We start from the raw sequence: 19,850 nt of genomic DNA on the forward strand, positions 1-19,850 counted from the left end.
GGACCGCCATGACTTCCCGTTCCGCCCGCCCCACCGGCACGCATGCATTCGAAGCGTCGTTCGGCGCGACCTGCATCGATGCCGAGCACACACGCTTCCGGCTATGGGCGCCCGCGAGCCGCACCGCCGCGGTCGAGCTGCAGGACGAAGGCGGTCGCGCGCTGCCGATGACGCCGGCCGGCGACGGCTGGTTCGAGACGGTCGCGCCGTGCGGCCCCGGCACGCTGTACCGCTACCTGCTCGACGACGCGCTCGCGGTGCCCGATCCCGCGTCGCGCTTCCAGCCGTACGACGTGCACGGCCCGAGCCAGGTCGTCGATCCGGCCGCGTACCGCTGGCGCCACGACGCATGGCGCGGCCGCCCGTGGCACGAGACGGTGCTGTACGAGCTGCATGTCGGCGCCTGCGGTGGCTACGCGGCCGTCGAGCGGCGGCTGCCGGCGATCGCCGAACTGGGCGTGACCGCGGTCGAACTGATGCCGGTCAATGCGTTCCCCGGCGCGCGCAACTGGGGCTACGACGGCGTGCTGCCGTTCGCGCCCGACGCGTCGTACGGGCGGCCCGAGGAGCTGAAATCGCTGGTCGATACCGCGCACGGGCTCGGGCTGCAGGTGTTCCTCGACGTCGTGTACAACCACTTCGGCCCCGAAGGCAACCTGCTGCCGCGCTACGCGCCCGAGTTCTTCCGCGCGGACCGGCAGACCGCGTGGGGGCCGGCGATCGATTTCTCGCGCCCGCAGACGAGTACGTTCTTCATCGACAACGCGCTGTACTGGCTCGACGAATACCGTTTCGACGGGCTGCGCATCGACGCCGCGCACGCGATCGACGACGATGCGTGGCTGCGCGAACTCGCGCGTCGCGTGCGCGCGCATGCGGGCGACGCGCGCCACGTTCATCTCGTGCTGGAGAACGAACGCAATACCGCGAGCCTGCTGGGCCCGGGCGGTTTCGATGCGCAATGGAACGACGACTTCCACAACAGCGCGCACGTCCTGCTGACCGGCGAGCGCGACGGCTACTACCGCGCGTACGCCGACGCGCCGCTGCGCCATTTCGCGCGCACGCTCGGCGAAGGCTTCGCGTACCAGGGCGAACCGTCGCCGCTGCACGACGGTGCCGCGCGCGGCGAGCCGAGCGCGCACCTGCCCCCGACCGCGTTCGTCGCGTTCCTGCAGAACCACGACCAGATCGGCAACCGCGCGTTCGGCGAGCGGCTGCGCGCGCTCGCGAACGACGACGCGGTGCGCGCGGCCACCGCGCTGATGCTGCTCGCGCCGTCGATCCCGCTGCTGTTCATGGGCGAGGAAGACGGCAGCACGCAGCCGTTCCAGTTCTTCACCGACTATCGCGGTGCGCTCGCCGACGCGGTGCGCGACGGCCGGCGTCGCGAATTCGCCGCGTTTCCCGCGTTCGCCGACGCCGCGCATCGCGACGCGATTCCCGACCCGAACGACATCGCGACCTTCGTGCGCTCGTCGTCGCACCATCCGCCCGACGAGTCGTGGCCCGACGCGGCCGCGTGGCGGCGCTTCTATCGCAGCGCACTGGCCGTGCGCGCGGCGCTCGTGACGCCACACCTGGCCGGCGCGCAGTCGCTCGGCGTCGAACTGCTCGCGGGCGACGACGACCCGCCCGCGCTCGTCGCGCGCTGGCGCCTCGGCGACGGCAGCACGCTGACGATCGCGCTGAATCTCGGCTCGCACGACGCGACGCTGCCCGATCTGCCGGTCGGCAAGATCGTGTTCGAGACGCCGCCGCGCGCGCGCGACCGGCTGCCGGGCGGACACGTGCCGCCGCGCGCGTGCCTCGCGTGGCGCGACGGCGCGGTCAACCAGGATGCGCGGCATCACCGCGCGAACGGACGGAGCCCGTCATGACGACCGACGTCCCGATCGCGGCGCTCGCCCGCGCGGCCGGCCTCGAACCCGACTGGACCGACGCGGGCGGCGTCGCGCAACGCGTGGACGACGACGCGCTCGTCGCGCTCGTCGATGCGCTCGGCTGGCCGTGCGGCACCGCGATCCAGCGGGTCGACAGCGCGGCGGCGCTCGCGGACGCGAACGCGTCGCCGCCGCGCGTCGTGACGGGCGACGCCGGCCTGCCATTGACGCTGCCCGCGACCGTCGCGCCGCCGGGCGCGCGCTTCCGGATCTCGCTCGAGACCGGCGGGCACGTGGACGGACGCGTGGGCGGCGCGGGCGAACACGGCACGCTGCCGCCGCTCGCGATGCCCGGCTATCACGCGCTCGACATCGGCGAGCAGCGCATCGGGCTCGCGATCGCGCCGCCGCGCACGCGCCCGTTCGACGCGTTCGCCCGCACCCATGACGCGGGCCGCCGCTGGGGCATCGCGGCGCAGCTCTACAGCCTGCGCCGCACCGGCGACGACGGCGCGGGCGACTACACGGCGCTCGCGCGGCTGGCCGCGCAGGCCGCGCGACACGGCGCGCAGGCGGTGGCGATCAGCCCGACGCATGCCGGCTATCCGGCGCTGCCCGCGCACGACAGCCCGTATTCGCCGTCGTCGCGACGCTGGCACAACGTCGCGTATCTCGACTGCGACGCGGTGCCGGGCGCGGGCGCCGCGTCGCATCCCGCGGCCGCCGCCACGGCCGACGCCGCGCTGATCGACTGGCCTCGCGTGCTGCCGATGAAGCTGCGCCGTTTGCGCGCATGCTTCGACGCGTGGCGCGCGAGCGACGACCCGTCGCGCGACACCTACCAGCGGTTTCGCGCGGCGGGCGGTGCGGCGCTCGACGCGCATGCGCGCTTCGATGCGCTGCAGGCGTTCTGCATCGAGCACGGGATCGGCGCGGACTGGCGGCAGTGGCCGGCGCCGTGGCGCACGCCGGGATCGGCGGAAGTCGACGCGTTCGCGCATGCGCATGCCGACACGATCGCGTTCCACACGTTCCTGCAATGGTGCGCGTCGCGCGCGCTCGGCGACGCGCAGCACGCGGCGCGCGGCGCGGGCATGGCGACCGGGCTGATCGCCGATCTCGCGGTCGGCTCGGATCGCGCCGGCAGCGACGCGTGGGCGCACGGCACGACCTTGCTGCGCGGCGTGTCGCTCGGCGCGCCGCCCGACCTGTTCAACGCCGCCGGCCAGGCGTGGGGCGTGACGACGTGGACGCCCGCCGCGTTGCGCGCGGATGGCTTCGCGCCGTTCATCGAGCTGCTGCGCGCCGCGTTCGCGCACGCGGGCGGCATCCGCATCGATCACGTACTCGGCTTCGCGCGGATGTGGATCGTGCCGGACGGCGGCTCGCCGCGCAGCGGCGCGTACCTGCGCTATCCGCTCGACGATCTGGTGCGGATCGTCGCGCTCGAGGCGGCGCGCCATCGCGCGATCGCGATCGGCGAGGATCTCGGCACCGTGCCGGCCGGGTTGCGCGAACGGCTCGGCGCGCAGGGCGTCGCGGGCATGCGCGTGCTGTGGTTCGAGCGCGACGCGCAGGGTGCGTTCCGGCCGCCGTCCGCGTGGGATCGCGACGCGATCGCGACGACCTCGACGCACGATTTGCCGACCGTGGCCGGCTGGTGGCGCGGCGTCGATCTCGGATGGCGGCGCGTCGCGGCCGAGGCCGCAGCCGCGAAGCGACGCGACGAATCGCAACCGCGCGACGTCGCCGCCCCGGCGCCGGACGATGCGAGCGCGCACGATTCGGATGAGATCGTGCAAAGCATGGCGTTCGGACACGACACCGTGCAGCGCCCCGAACCGGGCAACCCGACGCCGCCGCCGGCGTCGCCGCCCGAGCTGCTCGCCGCTCACGCGGAACGCGCGACCGAGCGCGCCGCGCTGTGGCACGCGCTGCAGCAGGCCGGGTGCGTGCCGGCCGACGCCGCGACGCCGCCGGCCGACATGCCGCCGGTGAACGCGATCCTCGGCTACGTCGCGAGCGGCCCGGCGCCGCTCGCGCTGCTGCCGCTCGAGGATCTGCTCGCGCTCGACGCGCAGCCGAACCTGCCGGGGCCGCCGTGCGGCCATCCGAACTGGCGGCAGCGGCTGCCGCGCACGATCGACGCGCTGTTCGACGCCGACGTGCGCACGCGCATCGCCGCCGTCGTGCATGCGCGCCGCGCGCAGGGGCGCCGCCGATGATCCCGCGCGCGACGCTGCGACTGCAGCTGCATGCGGGCTTCACGTTCGACGACGCGGCCGCGCACGCCGACTACTTCGCGCGGCTCGGCGTCAGCCACCTGTACCTGTCGCCGGTCTCGACGGCCGAGCCGGGTTCGCTGCACGGCTACGACACCGTCGACTACCGCGCGCTCGGCGCGGCACTCGGCGGCGAAGCCGGCTTCATGCGGCTCGTCGACGCGCTGCGCGCGCGCGGCCTCGGCGTGATCGTCGACATCGTGCCGAACCACATGGGCGTCGGCGGGTCGTCGAACGGCTGGTGGAACGACGTGCTCGAATGGGGGCCGGCGAGCCCGTACGCACGCTATTTCGACATCGACTGGCATCCGCCCGACCCCGCGCTCGACGGCAAGGTGCTGCTGCCCTGCCTCGGCGCGCCGTACGGCGACGCGCTCGCGGCCGGCGACATCACGCTGCGCGCCGATCCGGCCGCCGGCCGCTTCTACATCGCATGCCCCGGCCGGCGGTTGCCGGTCGCGGTCGCCACCTACGCGGAGATCCTGCGCATCGCGAACCGCGCGGACCTGAACGCGCTGGCCGAGCGTTTCGACGCCGCGCCGGCACGCGACAGCGCGCGGCTCGCCGCCGCCCATGCGGCGCTGCGCGATCATGCGGCCGCGCACGGCCCGCACGCGCTCGACGCGGTATTGCGCGGCGCCGACCCGCGCCGCGCGCGCTCGCGCGCGTGCCTGCACCGGTTGCTCGAACGCCAGCACTACCGGCTCGCGTGGTGGCGCACGGCCGCCGACGAGCTGAACTGGCGGCGCTTCTTCGACATCGCGACGCTCGCGGCCGTGCGCGTCGAAGACGGCGCGGTGTTCGACGCCGTGCATGCGCTGCCGCTGCGCCTGCATGCCGCCGGGCTCGTCGATGGCGTGCGCGTCGATCACGTCGACGGCCTCGCCGATCCGCGCGCATATTGCCGCAGGCTGCATGCGCGGCTCGCCGCGCAGCGCGACGCGCGGCCGTACGTCGTGGTCGAGAAGATCCTCGCGCCGGGCGAGACGCTGCGCGCCGACTGGGCCGTCGCCGGCACGACCGGCTACGACTTCATGAACGACGTCGGCGCGCTGCTGCACGACCCGGCCGGCGCCGAGCCGCTCGCCGCGCACTGGGCGGCCGTGTCGGGTTCGGCGCGCACGTTCGCGCAGGAAGCGCTCGACGGCAAGCGGCGCGTGCTGATGCGCCAGCTCGCCGTCGAGCATGCGCGGGTCGCGCGGTTGCTGCACGAGATCGCACGAGCGTCGCCCGCGACGCGCGACGTGAGCCGGATCGCGATCCAGCGCGTGCTCGGCGAACTCGCGGTGCAATTGCCGGTGTACCGGATGTATCCGGCGCCGGGCGACGAGCCGGCCGACGCAGACCGGCGCGTACTCGCCCGCGCGTATGAAGGTGCGTACGCAGCGGTCGATCCGACCGACCGGTTCGCGCTGGAGCGCGTCGCCGCGTGGCTCGGCTTGCCGGTCGTGCGCGTGCCGCGCGCGGACGCCGCTGCGCTCGTCGCGGCACGCGTCGCGTTCGCGCAGCTCACCGCGCCGCTGGCCGCGAAGGGCGTCGAGGATACCGCCAACTATCGCTACGGCCGGCTGCTGTCGCGCAACGAAGTCGGCGCCGATGCCGGCGACTTCAGCCTGTCGCGCGGCGCCTTCCATGCGCGCAACCGGCGCCGCGCGCGCACCGTCCCGCATGGGCTCGTCGCGACGGCCACGCACGACCACAAGCGCGGCGAGGATGCGCGTGCACGGCTCGCGGTGCTGAGCGAGGTGCCGGATGCGTGGCGCGCGGTGTCGCTCGACTGGTCGGCGCTGAATCTCCGTCATCGCGGCGGCGCGCACCGCGACCTCGCGTGGACGCCCGGGCCGGCCGCCGAGGCGATGCTGTACCAGACGCTGGTCGGCTGCTGGCCACCGACGCTCGCGCCCGACGATGCGGCAGGCCTCGACGCGCTCGCGACGCGCGTCGTGCAATGGCAGACGAAGGCGCTGCGCGAAGCGAAGCAGGACACCGACTGGCTCGCGCCCGAGCCGGATTACGAGCGCAACTGCGAAGCGTTCGTCCGCGCGATCCTGACGCCGCGCGGCGCCGGCGATTTTCCGCATCGGCTGCATGCGTTCGTCGCGCGGATCGCGCCGGCCGGCGTCGTCAACAGCCTCACGCAGACGGCGCTGCGCAACGCGTCGCCCGGCGTGTCCGATCTGTATCAAGGTACCGAGCGATGGGATCACTCGCTCGTCGATCCGGACAACCGGCGCGACGTGCCATTTGCGACGCTGGCGGCCGAACCGGTCGACGGCCCCGTCGCGTCGTATCTGCCGACGTGGCCCGATGCGCGCGTGAAGCGCGCGCTGATCGAGCGGATGCTGGCGCTGCGCGCGCGCTGGCCGGCGACGTTCGCGGACGGCGCGTACGTTCCGCTGCGGGTGCGCGGCCCGCTCGCGCGACACGCGGTGGCGTTCGCGCGATGTGATGAGGCGGCGACCGTGGTGGTGGTCGCGACCCGGCTCGCGTGCCGGTTGCTGGGGGAAGCGCCGGGGTTGCCGCGCGTGGAGCCCGCGCAATGGCGCGATACGGCGGTCGTGCTGCCGCGCGGCGTGGCAGGACCGTGGACGGACGGATTGAATGCGGCGCAAGCAATCGATGCGCCGGACGGCACGCTGGCGCTCGATCGCTGTCTGGCCGAGTTGCCTGTTGCGGTGCTCGTTGCTGCGCGGACGGGACATTGAAGCCGACGCCCGTTGCGTGCCAGCCCCGAGTCACCGAAATCGATTGTGCGCACGCGCAATCGAATTACAACCGAAACACCTGCTCGCAAGCGATTTCGTGCTACCCGACGATGGTCGGCGGCAACTCACGACCACTCTTCCGGCGGCATCTCGCCGCGGTCGTCCTCCCACAGCGGTTTCCCCGCCTCTTCCCCGCGGCTCGGCGTTACCGGCCCGTTTCCGCTCGCGCGACCATCACCGCGCCCAACTCGCCGCGCGTCGTCGCGCGGCCCCGCAGCCTGCGGACGTTTCCGCGTGCGCGTCGGCGTCACGGTTCGCTGGCCGCTGCGGCGGCCTTCGTCCGTCGATCCCGCGTCGTTCGTCTGTCGTGCGTTCGAAGCTGTAGCCATGCTTTTCTCCTGTGTCATCGAAAGAAACCGGTCGCCCGCAGGCAGCAATTTCGATGCCGGGCGCCGGGCAAGCGTCTTGCTACACCGATTCGACCGAAACCGTTCCGGAGGTGACGATGCCGACGAATCGCAACACGCCGCCCGCCACACGCCGCCGCCTCGGCGGATGGATGGCCAGCGAGGAAGCGCACATGGCCGCGTTCCGCGAAAAAATCGCGAGCGAAGCGCGCGCGCAGGCCGGCGACCGGCTGCGTACGCCCGCCGTGCAGGAACTCGCGCAGCTGTTCGACGACAACGCCGTGCTGCGCATGAACCTGACCCGCGCGATCGACGAGGCGCGCGAAGCGGGATACCGGCTCGGCTATGCGTCGATCGGCGAGCTGATGACCGTGCTCGACCATCTGATGACCTACACGCCGCCGTTCAGCGAGGAAAGCCTGATCGTGTGCCCGCTGAACGCATTCTTCGACTGGCCGATGTGCATGCCGTCGGGCCACGCGGTGTTTCGCGACGCGGCCGTCAACGCGCAGTTGAAGCGCGTGCTGAACGTATGGTGCGATTTCCTCGGCGGCCCGCATTCGCGCGCGCATCTCGACACGGCCGCGCCCGACGGCTGGTTCTGCGACGCGGCACGCAAGCGCCTGGGGCTGTCGCAGTTCCAGTATCGCGAGGACCAGCCGCACTGGGGCTTCGATTCGTGGAACGACTTCTTCACGCGGCGCTTTCGCGACGGCGCGCGGCCGGTGGCGGCGCCCGACGATCCGCACGTGATCGTCAGCGCGTGCGAGGCCGCGCCCTATCACACCGAAACCAACGTGAAGCTGCGCGACACGTTCTGGATCAAGGCGCAGCCGTACTCGCTGCGCGACCTCTTCACGCCCGCATGGCTGTCGCTCGCCGAGCGCTTCGTCGGCGGCGACGTCTACCAGGCCTACCTCAGTGCGTACAACTATCACCGCTGGCATGCGCCGGTGCGCGGCGTCGTCACGCATGCGTATCGGGTCGACGGCGCCTACTATTCGGTCGCCGAAGCGGAAGGGCCGGACCCGGCCGGCCTCAACGACTCGCAGGGCTACATGACGGCGGTCGCCGCGCGCGCGGTGGTCGCGATCGCCTGCGACGATCCCGGCATCGGGACGGTCGCGGCCGTGTTCGTCGGGATGGGCGACGTGTCGTCGTGCGTGATCGAGGTCGTGCCGGGCCAGCGCGTCGACAAGGGCGACGAGATCGGCTATTTCCAGTTCGGCGGCTCGACCTACTGCCTGCTGTTCGAGGCCGGCGTGATCGACCGCTTCCTGTACGCGCCGCCGTTCGACGGCGAGCCGCCGGTCGTGCAGGTCAACGCATCCGTCGCGATCGCGCGGTAAGCGGCGCGCGCGGGCCGGCGCGTCACGCGTCGGCCGCGTCGCTTACGCCGATCCCATGGGATTCGGCGGCGTCGTGACGTTGCACGCACCGCAGGACCGACAGTCCGTCGGCGGTCAACGCGGGTCGGTGCGCGCCCGACGCGTCGTCGTGCTGCAGCACGATCAGGTGTTGTTCGACGAGCGCGAGAACGTCGTCGCGGTCGATCTGGATCTGTTCGGGTGCGTGATGCGCCAGGAACAGCGCGGCGAATTCATGGGCGGTCAGCATGCTCGTTTCCCCGTTGGCGGCTGCGCGCGATGCGACACCGGCGTCGCATCGGCATGCGGCGCGAATCGTGCGCCGGCGCCGGTATGAGCATGCAGGGACCGTGCCAAGGGACGTCATGCGGCCGGCGTCCGTACGGTGCGCGCGCCGCGCCATGTGGCACCGTGGAATGCGGGTGAACCGCTGCAAAGTTTTCAACGGCATGTAAGGGCGGGCGACGGCCGGCGCCAGGTGCGAGGAACGCGCCGGAAAACGTGCCGGAAAACGCTCTCCGCTCACGTCCGCCGCGAGCGAAACAACCCGGCCCGCGCCCGCCCGGCCGGCGCACGGAAATACCCGCTGTGCAGCACCACGTCGTGGTTGCCGCTCGCCAGCACGTCGGCGCACGCGGCTTCGATACGCGCGCGGCCGTTTTCGAACGCGTCGCGCAGATCGGCCTCCAGCGCGGACTTCGCACCGAAATGATCTTCCAGCGCCTCGACCGTGATCGCGCAGGCGTGCGGCACCCCGTCGACCTCGACCACGAAGCGCAACTGCAGCGCCGCGCCGTCGAAGGTCGGCGGTTCGTCGGTCAGCGTCACGGGGCGCGGGGAATCGGACGACATCGGCTCATGCCCCCCGCGACGCGAGGCGCTCGACCAGCGCACCGTTGAACGCGGGCAGGTCGGCCGGCTTGCGGCTCGTGATCAGGTTGCCGTCGCGCACGACTTCCTCGTCCACCCACTTGCCGCCCGCATGACGGATGTCGTCCTGCAGGCTCGGCCAGCTCGTCATCGTCTTGCCCTCCACCAGCCCGGCCGACACGAGCAGCCAGCCGCCGTGGCAGATCGCCGCGATCGGCTTGCCGGCGCCGACGGCCGCCGTCACGAATTCGCGCGCGGCCGGCACCATCCGGATCGCGTCGCCGTTGATGACACCGCCCGGCAGCACGACCGCGTCGTAGTCGCCTTCACGCGCGTCGTCGAACGTGCGGTCGACCTTCACGCGCTCGCCCTTGTCGACGTGCCGGAAACCCTGGATCTCGCCCTGCTTCTGCGAGATCACGTCCACCTGCGCGCCTTCGGCCGCGAGCGCGCGCTGCGGTTCGACGAGCTCGGCTTCCTCGAAACCGTCGACCGCGAGAATCGCTACCTTGCAATGATCCAGCCTGCCGCTCATGGATGCCTCCGTGGAAAGGTCCGTGGAAAGGAATAGGAACAAGGCACGCGTCGTGCCGTGTCGGTCGCCCAGCAAGCGCCGTTCCGGCCGCGCAGACTGCGGCCGCCGGCGCGGACGTGCCGGCGCGGATGCGCATGCGTTCCGGCCACCGGGGAACGACCCGCAATCGAATGCGATCGGCGGGCTGCCCGGCCGCCGGGCCCCGTGCTACTGCAAAGATTTCAACGGGATGTAACGCGACGCCGTGCGCCGATCCCGTGCGATTACTGCAGATGACGCACGGCGTCGAGCATCGCGTCGGTCAGCTCGACCGTCAGCGTCAGGTTCTCGTCGGTATCGGGCAACTGTTCCAGCGTCTGCTGCACGGCGTCATGCAGCATCGCGTGGACACGCATCCGCGCGCCTTCGTCGAGATCCGCGTAGCGTTCCATCGTCGAGCATTCGAGCGCGAGCACGACCGAATGGCGGGCCGCCTCGGGCGGCGCTTCGACGGCGTTCGCCCACGCCGCATGGAACATGACCCTGCCCGTTTCGACGTCCACGTGGACCGTCGTGTCGAGATCGTCCGTGTCGCTCGCATCGCCGTCGATCTCGTCGTTGTCCACAAAAATCCGGGAATTCGATTGCATGATGTCCTCCTGCGTGGCGGCGGCGCGCCCGTCCCGGGAAACCGCGCCGCCATCGCGCCGTGCCGGCCGCGCCGGCACGACACCGTCAATAACCGCTGGAACCGCCGCCCGTGCCGCCGGCCCCGCCGCCGCCCGTGCCCGTCGAGCCGGCCGAACCGCCGTTGCCGGTGCCGCCCGAGCCGCCGGCGCCGCCGGCCCCGCCCGACCCGCCGCCGACCCCGCCGCCGGTGGCGCCGCTACCGCCTTCGCCCGCACCGTTCGGGCCACCGCCCGGCTTCACATGGCCGGCCGACCCGCTGTGCGAACGCATGCCGTGCTTCGCGCCATGCCGCTGCGTGCCGGCCGGCGGAGGCGGCGCGGTCGTATTGCCGTTGGTGCCCGGCGTCGACATGTCCATCGACGGATTCGGCGCGCCGGTGCCCTCGTCCGAGCGCTGCGAGTTCTGCGCCCATGCGGCCGGCGCGGCCGCGACGATCGCGACGGCTGCGCACGCCAGCACGTGCCGCGCGACACACTTCGATTCGAATGCTGATTTCATGGCGTTTTCTCCCTGTGGGTGATCGCTTGATGGAAATTCCTGCTCCGGTCTTTCAGCAAGGCCCATGCCGTCGTCGGCACGTTCGCGACCCGGCACGCGGTTTGCGTCCGCCGTGTTCGCACGACCGTCCTGTGATTCCATACGGAGCCCCTTGCCTTATGCCTTCCGCTTCTGCTTCCCACGCGCACGTCAAGTCGCACGGCAAACGCTACACGCGCCGACCCGGCCGCGCGCGCAGCGCCGACCCGACCCACCGCAAGCGCTGGTCCGGCGAAGTCACGCAAAAGAGCGATGCACTCGACATCGAGCCCGACATCTTCAAATCCGACGATCCGGCCGCGATCGCCGCGTCGCTGAAGCGCTCGGCCGAACACAGCCGCCGCCGCAAGGCGTCGCCGTTCCAGTCGGCGATGTCGATGCTGAACTTCTACGTGAACCGCGCGGGCCGCAACCTGCCGAAAACACGCCGCGCGACGCTCGAACGCGCGAAGCGGAAGCTGCGCGAGGCATTCGGCCGCAAGCCCTGACGGCTGGCGCGCCGCCTCTCTCCCCCTGCTGCGATCACACGCATGCATGAAACGCTCTGGTATCTGATCATCGGCGCGGTGCTGCTCGGCATGGGCGTCGTGACGTCCACGCTGCGCCACCTGCCCTGCAGCTCGGCCATGATCTATCTGGTGCTCGGCGTCGCGCTCGGTCCGACCGGCGCCGACCTGCTGCATCTCGACCTCGAACGCGACGGGCGCCTGCTGCGCGAGATCGTCGAAGTCGCGCTGCTCGTGTCGCTGTTCGCGATCGGGCTGCGGTTGCGCGTGCCGCTGTCCGACAAGCTGTGGCTCGTGCCGTGCCGCCTCGGGCTGCTCGCGATGGTCGTCACCGTGCCGCTGCTCGCCGTCTGCGCGGTGCTCGCGCTGGGCCTGGGCTGGGGCCCCGCGCTGCTGCTCGCGGCGATCCTCGCGCCGACCGACCCCGTGCTCGCGCACGACGTGCAGGTGCACGATCCGGGCGATCGCGACCTGGTGCGCTTCGCGCTGTCCGGCGAAGGCGGGATGAACGACGGCATCGCGCTGCCGTTCGCGCTCGCGGGGCTCGCGCTGTGCGGCGCACCGGGCGCGACGCACGGTATCCCGCCGTTGTCCGGCACGTTCGCGCTGGTCGCGCTGTGGGGCATCGCGGGCGCGGTCGCGATCGGCGGCGGGCTCGGCTGGGTCACGACGAAGACGATCGGCTGGCTGCGCACGCGGCACGCGCAGGCGCTCGGCCTCGAAGGTTTCTTCGCGCTCGCGCTGATCGTGCTGTCGTTCGGCGCCGCGCAGCTCGCGCATACGTTCGGCTTCATCGCGACGTTCGCGGCCGGCGTCGCGATGCGACGCGTCGAGCATCGCGCGAGCGGCGACCGCCCGCCGCGCGAAGTGATCGGCCAGATCGATTCGGAAGACGTCGTCGCGACCGAGAAGCATCCGGAGAAAGCGCATGCGTTCATGGCCGAATCGGTGCTCGGCTTCACGATCGAGCTCGAACGGATCGCCGAGGCGATCGTGATGACGATGGTCGGCAGCGTGCTCGCGACGCTGCCCGGCCCGCTGCTCACGTGGGGCGCCGTCGCGCTGGCCGCCGTGCTGTTCGTCGCGGTGCGCCCGCTCGCGGTGCTGGTCACGCTGGCCGGCTCGCGTGCGACGCATGCGCAGCGGCGGCTGATGGCGTGGTTCGGCATTCGCGGGATCGGCTCGTTCTACTATCTGCTGTTCGCGCTCGAGCACGGACCGTCCGACGTCGTGCGCCCGCTCGCGGCGCCGGTGCTGGCGGTGGTGTCCGCGTCGGTGGTCGCGCACGGGATTTCCGCGACGCCGCTGATGAACTGGTATTACCGGCTGCAGCAGCATCGGCGCTGACGGCTCACGCATCGGCGCCGAGCCGCGCGCGCATCGCCGCGGTGATGCGCTGGCGCGTCTTCGCATAACCTTCCCACGGGTCGCGCTTCAGCGTATCCAGCCGTTCGTGCAGCGTGTCGATCGTCCATTGCGCGCCGCCGGTCGTCTCGGGCACCTCGTCCCAGTCGAGCGGCACCGACACGCCCATGCCGGGCCGCGCGCGCACCGAATACGCGGCGATCGTGCTCGCGCCGCGGCCGTTGCGCAGATAGTCGACGAAGATCTTGCCGCGCCGGTGGCGCGGCCCCATCGTCGCGGTGAAACGGTCGGGCAGCGTGCCGGCGACGTGCTGCGCGACCGCGCGCGAAAAGTCCTTCACGTCGTCCCAGCCCGCATGCCGCGTGAGCGGCACGACGACGTGCAGCCCCTTGCCGCCGCTCGTCTTGCAGAACGATACGAGCCCGAGTTCGTCGAGCAGCCCGCGCACGAGCTGCGCGGCGTCGATCATCGTGCGCCACGGCAGCGCCGGGTCGGGATCGAGGTCGAACACGATGCGGTCGGGCCGCTCGATGTTCGACGCGTGCGCGTTCCACGTATGCAGCTCGACCGTGCCCATCTGCGCGGCGCCGAGCAGCGCGTCGACGCTGTCGATCGACAGCAGCGGCCCGTGGCCCGGGTCGAGCCCTTCGTGCTGCGTGACGAACGGAATCTCGCGGCGTTCCGCGTGCTTCTGGAAGAACAGTTCGCCGGCGATGTCGCCGGGTGCGCGCACGAGCGACACGGGCCGGCCTTTCAGGTCGGGCAACAGCCACGGCGCGACCCATTGCCAGTACCGCGCGAGATCGAGCTTGCGCGTGCCGCTTTGCGGATCGAGCACGCGCTCGGGATGCGTGATGCGCACGCGGCCGATCGTATCGTCGCCGGTATCGGCATCGGCGCGCGCGCCGCGCGCCTGGCCCGTGCTCGCGTGACGATCGGTGCGTGACGCACGCCGCGGCTTGTCCTGCGTAGTCGAACGCTGATCCATCGCCCCCTCCGTTTCCGTGTGTGTCGGCATCTCGCGGACGATCTGCTCCGCCGGCTTGTCGTCGCGCAACGCGATGAACGCGGCCTGCCGCACGATGCCGTCACCGGTCCATTCGGCGAATTCGCATTCGGCGACGAGCGTCGGCTCGACCCAGTGCACGCGCGTGCGCGTGCGTTCGCGCGGCGGCGCATCGAACGGCATCGTGTCGCGCTCGTGCTTGCGCAGGATCGCGGCGAGACGGTCGAGCATCCGCGCGTCGAAGCCGGTGCCGACGCGGCCGACGTAGCGCAGCGGCCCCGGCCCGCGTCGCCGTTTGCCGGCCGGCGCCGGTTCGTGCACGCCGAGCAGCAGCGCGCCGAAGCCGTGCCGGCTGCCCGACGGCTCCGTAAAGCCGCCGATCACGAACTCCTGCCGGCGCCGGCATTTGAGCTTGATCCACGCGGGCGAACGGCCAGCGCGGTAGCGCGACTCCGCGCGCTTGCCGATCAGCCCTTCGAGGCCGGTGTCGCAGGCGCTCGCGATCAGCGATGCGATGTCCTCGCCGAGATCGGGCGAAAAGCGCACGCGCGCCGGGTCGCAGTTCGCGAGCAGCGGCTCGAGCAATGCGCGACGGGCGGTGAGCGGCGCGTCGCGCAGGTCGTAGCCGTCGAGATAAGGCAGATCGAACACGAAGAAAGTGATCGTGTCCGAACGGTCCGTGCCGAACGCGTTCTGCAGCGCCTGGAAATCCGGCAGGCCGTTGTCGCCGAGCACGACGGCCTCGCCGTCGAGCCACGCGTCGTCGACGTCGAGCGCCGCGAGCGCGTCGCGCTGCGCGCGCAGCTTCGCGGTCCAGTCCCGGCCTTCGCGCGTCATCAGCGTGACGCGTCGACGCGCGCCCTTCCCGGCAATGCGCGCGAGGATTCGATAGCCGTCGAACTTCAGTTCGTAGCACCAGCCGCCCTGAGTCGGCGGCGCATCGACCAGCGTCGCGAGTTGCGGCGCGACGCGCTCGGGCAGCGGCGCGCGCACCGCGCCTTCGACTTGCGACGGTTCGGTGGGGCGCGGGCCTTCGTGACTTTCGGGGCTTTCGGGGCTTTCGGGGCTTTCGCGTCGCGCGGCACGTGCATCGCCATTCGCGCCATCCGCGCTGTTCGATCCGCGACGCCGCGCAGCATGCTTGCGCGCCGCGCCGTGGGACGCATCGTCACGCACACTCCCCGGCCGCTCGCCGACGACGTCGAATTCATCGGCGCTGCGCGCGTCGTCGTCGCGCTCCTTGATCAGCAGCCACTGCTCCTGACGCCCCTCCTGCCGCCCGCTGCGCACGAGCGCCCAGCCGCCGTGCAGCTTTTCGCCGTCGAGCCTGAACGTCAGCTTGCCGGCCCGATAGCCTTCGCGCGCATGCGCGATGCCGCCATCGGGCGTCCACGTACCTTCGTCCCACACGACGACCGACCCCGCACCGTAATGCCCGGCCGGAATCTCGCCTTCGAACGACGCGTATTCGAGCGGATGATCCTCGACGTGCACGGCGAGCCGCTTCACCTGCGGATCGAAGCTCGGCCCCTTCGGCACGGCCCACGACTTCAGCGTGCCGTCGAGTTCGAGCCGGAAATCGTAGTGCAGCCGGCGCGCGTGGTGCTCCTGGATCACGAAGCGCAGCGGATGGCCTGCGCGTGCGGCAGGCTTCGCGTTTGGCTGCGTCCCCGCTTTCGTCTGCGCCTTCGCGCGACGCTTGCCGTGCGCGCCTTCGGGCTCGGGCGTCGCGCCGAAACGGCGCTTGCGGCGATACGGATCGAGCTTGCCGGCCATTGCGTCACCTCGTCGGAGTCGAAGTCGGAGTCGGCGTCATCGGCGTCATGCCGCGTGCTTGCGGCGCGCGGCGGTCTTCTTCGCCGCAGGGTCGCTCGCCGCGCCGCGTTTCGCTGCAGTCCGCTTCGCCGCGGTTTTCGTCGCGGCGCCTTTCGATGCGGATTTCACCGCCGGCTTGCGGCGCGCGCCGCTCCGCGATGACGACGACGACGCCTCGTCCTCCGCTTCGTCGCGCGCCTCGCGCAGATCCGCCGCGCGTGCGCCGGCGCCGCCCTTCAGGCTGCGCTTCAGCAGCTCGGTGAGATCGACCACGTTGCTCGCCGCGCGGCCGGTTTGCGCGGGCCGGTCCTCGATCTCCTCGATCTTGCCGGCGCGCACCTTGCGCTCGACCAGTTCGAGGATGTCGTCGCGGAACGTGTCGTGATATTCGTCGGGGGTCCATTTGCCCGACATGTCGTCGATCAGCTTCTTCGCCATCTCCAGCTCGCGCGCGGTGACGCCCGCGCCCTTCGCGTCGTCGGCCGGCACCGACAGCTCGTCGAGCGGCCGCAATTCCTCCTGCCAGCGCAGCGTATCGAGCGCGAGCATCGGCCCGACAGGGATCAGCGCGCCCAGATGCTGGCGGTCGCGCATCACCACGAGCGCGATGCCGATCTTGCCGCTGTCCTTCAGCGCGTCGCGCAGCAGCGCATAGACCTTCTCGCCCTTGCGGTCCGGCACCAGGTAGTACGGCGTGTCGAGATAGAGGAACGACACGGCGTCCTCGTCGACGAAGGTCAGGATGTCGACGGTCTGCGTCGATTCCGGGTTCGCCGCGCGGATTTCGTCGTCGGTGAGCACGACGTAGCGCTCCTTCTCGTACTCGTAGCCGCGCACGATGTCCTCGCGCGTGACCTCCTTGCCGGTGCGCTTGTTGATCTGCCGATAGCCGATCGGGTCCATCGAGCGCTTGTCGAGCATCCGGAACGACGGCTTCACGGTGCGCGTCGCCGGAAACAGCTGCACGGGCACGTGCACGAGCCCGAAGCTGATCGCGCCTTTCCATATCATCCGCGGTGCCATGCGTGTTCCTCCTTGCCGAATGCGCGCCCGCCCGCGGGCAGGCGCGCCGTACGGCGCGCGCCGCTGTCGGCCCTATGCCGGCAGCTCCGCCGCCTGCTGCTCGCGCGCCCACACGCGATGCTGGCCGAGGTGGTCGGACAGCGTGTTCAGCACCTTGTCGAGATCGACGGGCTGGCCGACGCACACGCCTTCGGCCGGGTCCGGCAGATGCGCGGCGCTGAGCAGTTGCCGGCCCGACCCGACGGCCGCGATCGGCTTCAGGTGCTTGAACGCCTCGCGCACGAAATGGCGGGCGTCGGCGCTGTGCGCGAGATCGCGGCCATCGCCGTCGCCGCCGCACACGAATACCGCGTCGAACATCACCGACGGCATGCCGACGAGCGTCGCCTCCGGCACGATGCCGCCGATCGGCGCGAGTGTCGGTGCGACGATCGTCGGCACCGCGTGCGCGGCCCGCAGCGCGTCGCGCACCTGTTCGACCAGCACCGGGTTCACGCCGGGCGTCGCGATCAGCGCGATCTTGCGCGAGCGGATGCCGGGCTTCGCGCGGCCGATCAGGCTCAGCGCGGGCGAGCGTTGCGGCACGGCCGGCGTCGCGGCCGCCTGCGGCGCGGGCAGCCCGAGCCGTTCGGCGACCTGCGCGGCGAGCCCCGCATCGAAGCGCGCGATGATCTCGTTGACCACCCGCTCGCGAATATGCGGCTGCGTCACCTTGCCGAGTTCGAAGCAGTACGCGTCGCGGATATGCCGCTGCTCGATGTCCGTCATGCTCTGGTAGAACAGCGCGGCCTGCGAGAAATGGTCGGCGAACGATTCGCTGCGCACGCGCACCTTGTGGCCTTCGAGCGGCTCGGGCACGGTCTCGAACCCGCCGCCGGCAGGCGCGGGCGGCGTCTCGCGCGGCCAGCCGCCGCTCGTCGAGTTCGGCTCGTACGACGCCTGGCCGACGTTGATCGTCTGCCGGTGCAGCGCGTCGCGCTGGTTGTTCGCGAACGGGCACACCGGCCGATTGATCGGGATCTCGTGGAAATTCGGGCCGCCGAGCCGGCTCAACTGCGTATCGGTGTACGAGAACAGCCGCCCCTGCAGCAGCGGATCGTTCGTGAAGTCGATGCCCGGCACCACGTGGCCCGGGTGAAACGCGACTTGTTCAGTCTCCGCGAAGAAGTTGTCGGGGTTACGGTTCAGCGTCATCCGGCCGATCGGCCGCACCGGTACGAGCTCTTCCGGCACGAGCTTGGTCGGATCCAGCAGGTCGAAGTCGAATGTGTCCGCATCGGCCGGATCGATCATCTGCACGCCGAGTTCGAACTCCGGATAGTCGCCGCGTTCGATCGCCTTCCACAGGTCGCGCCGGTTGAAATCCGGATCGTGGCCGGCGATCCGCTGCGCCTCGTCCCACAGCAGCGAATACGCGCCGCTCACGGGCCGCCAGTGGAATTTCACGAAACGCTCGACGCCGGCCGCGTTCACGAAACGGAACGTATGCACGCCGAAGCCGTCCATCGCGCGATAGCTCGCCGGCAGCGCGCGGTCCGACATCAGCCACAGCACCATGTGCGTGGTTTCCGGCACCAGCGACACGAAATCCCAGAACGTGTCGTGCGCGGACGCGCCGGTCGGCATCTCGTTCGGCGCCTCGGGCTTCACCGCGTGCACGAAGTCGGGAAACTTGATCGCGTCCTGGATGAAGAACACCGGCATGTTGTTGCCGACGAGATCGTAGTTGCCTTCTTCGGTATAGAACTTCACCGCGAAGCCGCGCACGTCGCGCACGGTGTCGGCCGACCCGCGCGGCCCCTGCACGGTCGAGAACCGCACGTACACCGGCGTTTCGGCGGCCGGGTCCTGCAGGAACGCGGCCTTCGTGTAGTCGGCCATCGGCTCGTACACGCGGAACACGCCGTGCGCGGCCGAGCCGCGTGCGTGCACCACCCGCTCCGGAATGCGCTCGTGATCGAAGTGCGTGATCTTCTCGCGCATGATGAAGTCTTCGAGCAGCGACGGGCCGCGCGCGCCGCCGCGCAGCGTGTTCTGGTTGTCGGCGATCCGCACGCCCTGGTTGGTGCGCAGCGCTTCGCCGTCGGGCCGCGCCCGGTTCTGTTCGAGCTGGCGGGATTTCGCGCTGTCGGGCGGCTGCGTCGGCTGCGTGGGTGGCGTCTTGCCGGCGGATGGGGGATTCGTCATCGCTATCGGTCCTCGTGGCATTCGGATGGGCCGCCGCAGCACGCGCCGACACGGCGCGCCGCGGCACGCGCGTGCGGACGGCGGGAAAAGCCGGCCCGACGCGCCGCGAACGGCGGCGGAGCCGGCGACGACGTCAGGGCGCGCGCAGCGCCGCGTCGAATTCGGCGGCCGTCACGTCGAGCGTCACGCTGCATTCGATCACGGCGTCCTCGACGCGCGGCTTGTGCTCGTCCACCGCACGCCGCGCGCGGTCGCACAGCTGCGTGCGCACGCGCAGCCGGTCGGCCGTGTCGAGCACCGTGTAACGCTCGATTACGTCCGCATCGAAGCGCATGTCGACCGTGCAGCGCCATTCGCGCGCGTCCTCGTCGGACGGCACGCGCACCCACGACACATGGATCGTCAGTCGCCCGGATGCGTCGTCCGCATGCACGACGACGGTCGACTGCGACGGAAAACCGATCGCGAACGCGTGCTCGAGTTCCGCGACGCGCTGCGACCGGTCGGGCATCACGCTCATCGTCGCACGACGCCCAGCAGCAACGTGACCAGGAAGATCACGACGAAGATGTAGAACAGGATCTTCGCGATTTCGGCCGCGCCGGCGGCGATGCCGCCGAAGCCGAACACGGCGGCAATGATCGCGATGACGAAAAAGATGATGGCGTATCGAAGCATGGAACCCTCCTGGAT

16 protein-coding genes are annotated in these 19,850 nt (G+C 71.3%); 6 read left to right on the forward strand and 10 right to left on the reverse strand.

The annotated features are described in order from the left end of the window. Positions 1 to 8 precede the first annotated feature (8 nt). The 4 genes from treZ (at position 9) to KU887_RS33050 (ending at position 8,626) form a co-directional block, all read left to right on the forward strand. Positions 9 to 1,880, forward strand: coding sequence for a malto-oligosyltrehalose trehalohydrolase (treZ, locus tag KU887_RS33035; RefSeq protein ID WP_006498315.1), 1,872 nt, complete (start codon positions 9 to 11; stop codon positions 1,878 to 1,880). Beyond that, positions 1,877 to 4,108: a 4-alpha-glucanotransferase gene (gene malQ, locus KU887_RS33040; RefSeq protein ID WP_080322935.1), complete on the forward strand. Its 2,232-nt coding sequence runs from the start codon at positions 1,877 to 1,879 to the stop codon at positions 4,106 to 4,108. The genes treZ and malQ overlap by 4 nt, the downstream gene beginning before the upstream one ends. Then, positions 4,105 to 6,870, forward strand: a complete 2,766-nt coding sequence (gene treY, locus KU887_RS33045; protein WP_258258489.1) for a malto-oligosyltrehalose synthase — start codon at positions 4,105 to 4,107, stop codon at positions 6,868 to 6,870. The genes malQ and treY overlap by 4 nt, the downstream gene beginning before the upstream one ends. Positions 6,871 to 7,375: 505 nt before the next feature. Continuing rightward, a complete protein-coding gene (locus KU887_RS33050; protein ID WP_058903961.1) occupies positions 7,376 to 8,626 on the forward strand; it encodes a phosphatidylserine decarboxylase family protein in 1,251 nt (416 codons plus the stop codon). Positions 8,627 to 8,648: 22 nt separating this feature from the next. On the opposite strand, the gene KU887_RS33055 is transcribed toward KU887_RS33050, so the two are convergent. From KU887_RS33055 to KU887_RS33075, 5 genes are all read right to left on the reverse strand, one after another. After that, positions 8,649 to 8,894, reverse strand: coding sequence for a hypothetical protein (locus KU887_RS33055; protein WP_006498320.1), 246 nt, complete (start codon positions 8,892 to 8,894; stop codon positions 8,649 to 8,651). Between the two features lie 272 nt (positions 8,895 to 9,166). Continuing rightward, a complete protein-coding gene (locus tag KU887_RS33060) occupies positions 9,167 to 9,496 on the reverse strand; it encodes a DUF1488 domain-containing protein (protein WP_006498321.1) in 330 nt (109 codons plus the stop codon). A gap of 4 nt (positions 9,497 to 9,500) precedes the next feature. Continuing rightward, positions 9,501 to 10,049, reverse strand: coding sequence for a type 1 glutamine amidotransferase domain-containing protein (locus KU887_RS33065; protein ID WP_034203625.1), 549 nt, complete (start codon positions 10,047 to 10,049; stop codon positions 9,501 to 9,503). Between the two features lie 263 nt (positions 10,050 to 10,312). Then, positions 10,313 to 10,678: a DUF3022 domain-containing protein gene (locus KU887_RS33070; RefSeq protein ID WP_006498323.1), complete on the reverse strand. Its 366-nt coding sequence runs from the start codon at positions 10,676 to 10,678 to the stop codon at positions 10,313 to 10,315. Positions 10,679 to 10,763: 85 nt separating this feature from the next. After that, complete coding sequence (locus tag KU887_RS33075; RefSeq protein ID WP_058903677.1) at positions 10,764 to 11,216, reverse strand: hypothetical protein; 453 nt, start codon at positions 11,214 to 11,216, stop codon at positions 10,764 to 10,766. Between the two features lie 158 nt (positions 11,217 to 11,374). Here KU887_RS33075 and KU887_RS33080 point away from each other — a divergent pair, with 158 nt between their 5' ends. Together KU887_RS33080 and KU887_RS33085 are read left to right on the forward strand one after the other, a co-directional pair. Continuing rightward, entirely contained in the window at positions 11,375 to 11,743 is a 369-nt protein-coding gene (locus KU887_RS33080; RefSeq protein ID WP_258258495.1) for a DUF3175 domain-containing protein, read from the forward strand. 42 nt (positions 11,744 to 11,785) lie between these two features. Beyond that, positions 11,786 to 13,108 carry a sodium:proton antiporter gene (locus KU887_RS33085; protein ID WP_077189915.1) on the forward strand — a complete coding sequence of 441 codons (1,323 nt, stop codon included), beginning with the start codon at positions 11,786 to 11,788 and terminating at the stop codon, positions 13,106 to 13,108. 4 nt (positions 13,109 to 13,112) lie between these two features. On the opposite strand, the gene ligD is transcribed toward KU887_RS33085, so the two are convergent. The 5 genes from ligD to KU887_RS33110 form a co-directional block, all read right to left on the reverse strand. Then, positions 13,113 to 15,908: a DNA ligase D gene (gene ligD, locus KU887_RS33090; protein WP_258258496.1), complete on the reverse strand. Its 2,796-nt coding sequence runs from the start codon at positions 15,906 to 15,908 to the stop codon at positions 13,113 to 13,115. Between the two features lie 45 nt (positions 15,909 to 15,953). Then, positions 15,954 to 16,970, reverse strand: coding sequence for a Ku protein (locus KU887_RS33095; RefSeq protein ID WP_258258497.1), 1,017 nt, complete (start codon positions 16,968 to 16,970; stop codon positions 15,954 to 15,956). A 72-nt stretch (positions 16,971 to 17,042) separates the two neighbouring features. After that, on the reverse strand, positions 17,043 to 19,157 hold the full coding sequence (katE, locus tag KU887_RS33100) for a catalase HPII (protein ID WP_062885682.1): 2,115 nt from the start codon (positions 19,155 to 19,157) through the stop codon (positions 17,043 to 17,045). Positions 19,158 to 19,290: 133 nt separating this feature from the next. Beyond that, positions 19,291 to 19,677 carry a DUF3022 domain-containing protein gene (locus KU887_RS33105; RefSeq protein WP_059722869.1) on the reverse strand — a complete coding sequence of 129 codons (387 nt, stop codon included), beginning with the start codon at positions 19,675 to 19,677 and terminating at the stop codon, positions 19,291 to 19,293. Then, positions 19,674 to 19,835: a DUF1328 family protein gene (locus KU887_RS33110; protein WP_006498332.1), complete on the reverse strand. Its 162-nt coding sequence runs from the start codon at positions 19,833 to 19,835 to the stop codon at positions 19,674 to 19,676. Before KU887_RS33110 ends, KU887_RS33105 begins: the two co-directional genes overlap by 4 nt. Positions 19,836 to 19,850: the final 15 nt, after the last annotated feature.

The sequence above is a fragment of the Burkholderia sp. EMB26 genome (genome assembly GCF_024730645.1).
GTDB lineage: Bacteria > Pseudomonadota > Gammaproteobacteria > Burkholderiales > Burkholderiaceae > Burkholderia > Burkholderia cenocepacia.

Bases quoted from the DNA above. Each gene is read 5' to 3' on its own strand.
- treZ (WP_006498315.1), top strand. From the start codon at position 9: ATGACTTCCCGTTCCGCCCGCCCCACCGGCACGCATGCATTCGAAGCG.
- malQ (WP_080322935.1), top strand. From the start codon at position 1,877: ATGACGACCGACGTCCCGATCGCGGCGCTCGCCCGCGCGGCCGGCCTC.
- treY (WP_258258489.1), top strand. From the start codon at position 4,105: ATGATCCCGCGCGCGACGCTGCGACTGCAGCTGCATGCGGGCTTCACG.
- KU887_RS33050 (WP_058903961.1), top strand. From the start codon at position 7,376: ATGCCGACGAATCGCAACACGCCGCCCGCCACACGCCGCCGCCTCGGC.
- KU887_RS33055 (WP_006498320.1), bottom strand. From the start codon at position 8,894: ATGCTGACCGCCCATGAATTCGCCGCGCTGTTCCTGGCGCATCACGCA.
- KU887_RS33060 (WP_006498321.1), bottom strand. From the start codon at position 9,496: ATGTCGTCCGATTCCCCGCGCCCCGTGACGCTGACCGACGAACCGCCG.
- KU887_RS33065 (WP_034203625.1), bottom strand. From the start codon at position 10,049: ATGAGCGGCAGGCTGGATCATTGCAAGGTAGCGATTCTCGCGGTCGAC.
- KU887_RS33070 (WP_006498323.1), bottom strand. From the start codon at position 10,678: ATGCAATCGAATTCCCGGATTTTTGTGGACAACGACGAGATCGACGGC.
- KU887_RS33075 (WP_058903677.1), bottom strand. From the start codon at position 11,216: ATGAAATCAGCATTCGAATCGAAGTGTGTCGCGCGGCACGTGCTGGCG.
- KU887_RS33080 (WP_258258495.1), top strand. From the start codon at position 11,375: ATGCCTTCCGCTTCTGCTTCCCACGCGCACGTCAAGTCGCACGGCAAA.
- KU887_RS33085 (WP_077189915.1), top strand. From the start codon at position 11,786: ATGCATGAAACGCTCTGGTATCTGATCATCGGCGCGGTGCTGCTCGGC.
- ligD (WP_258258496.1), bottom strand. From the start codon at position 15,908: ATGGCCGGCAAGCTCGATCCGTATCGCCGCAAGCGCCGTTTCGGCGCG.
- KU887_RS33095 (WP_258258497.1), bottom strand. From the start codon at position 16,970: ATGGCACCGCGGATGATATGGAAAGGCGCGATCAGCTTCGGGCTCGTG.
- katE (WP_062885682.1), bottom strand. From the start codon at position 19,157: ATGACGAATCCCCCATCCGCCGGCAAGACGCCACCCACGCAGCCGACG.
- KU887_RS33105 (WP_059722869.1), bottom strand. From the start codon at position 19,677: ATGAGCGTGATGCCCGACCGGTCGCAGCGCGTCGCGGAACTCGAGCAC.
- KU887_RS33110 (WP_006498332.1), bottom strand. From the start codon at position 19,835: ATGCTTCGATACGCCATCATCTTTTTCGTCATCGCGATCATTGCCGCC.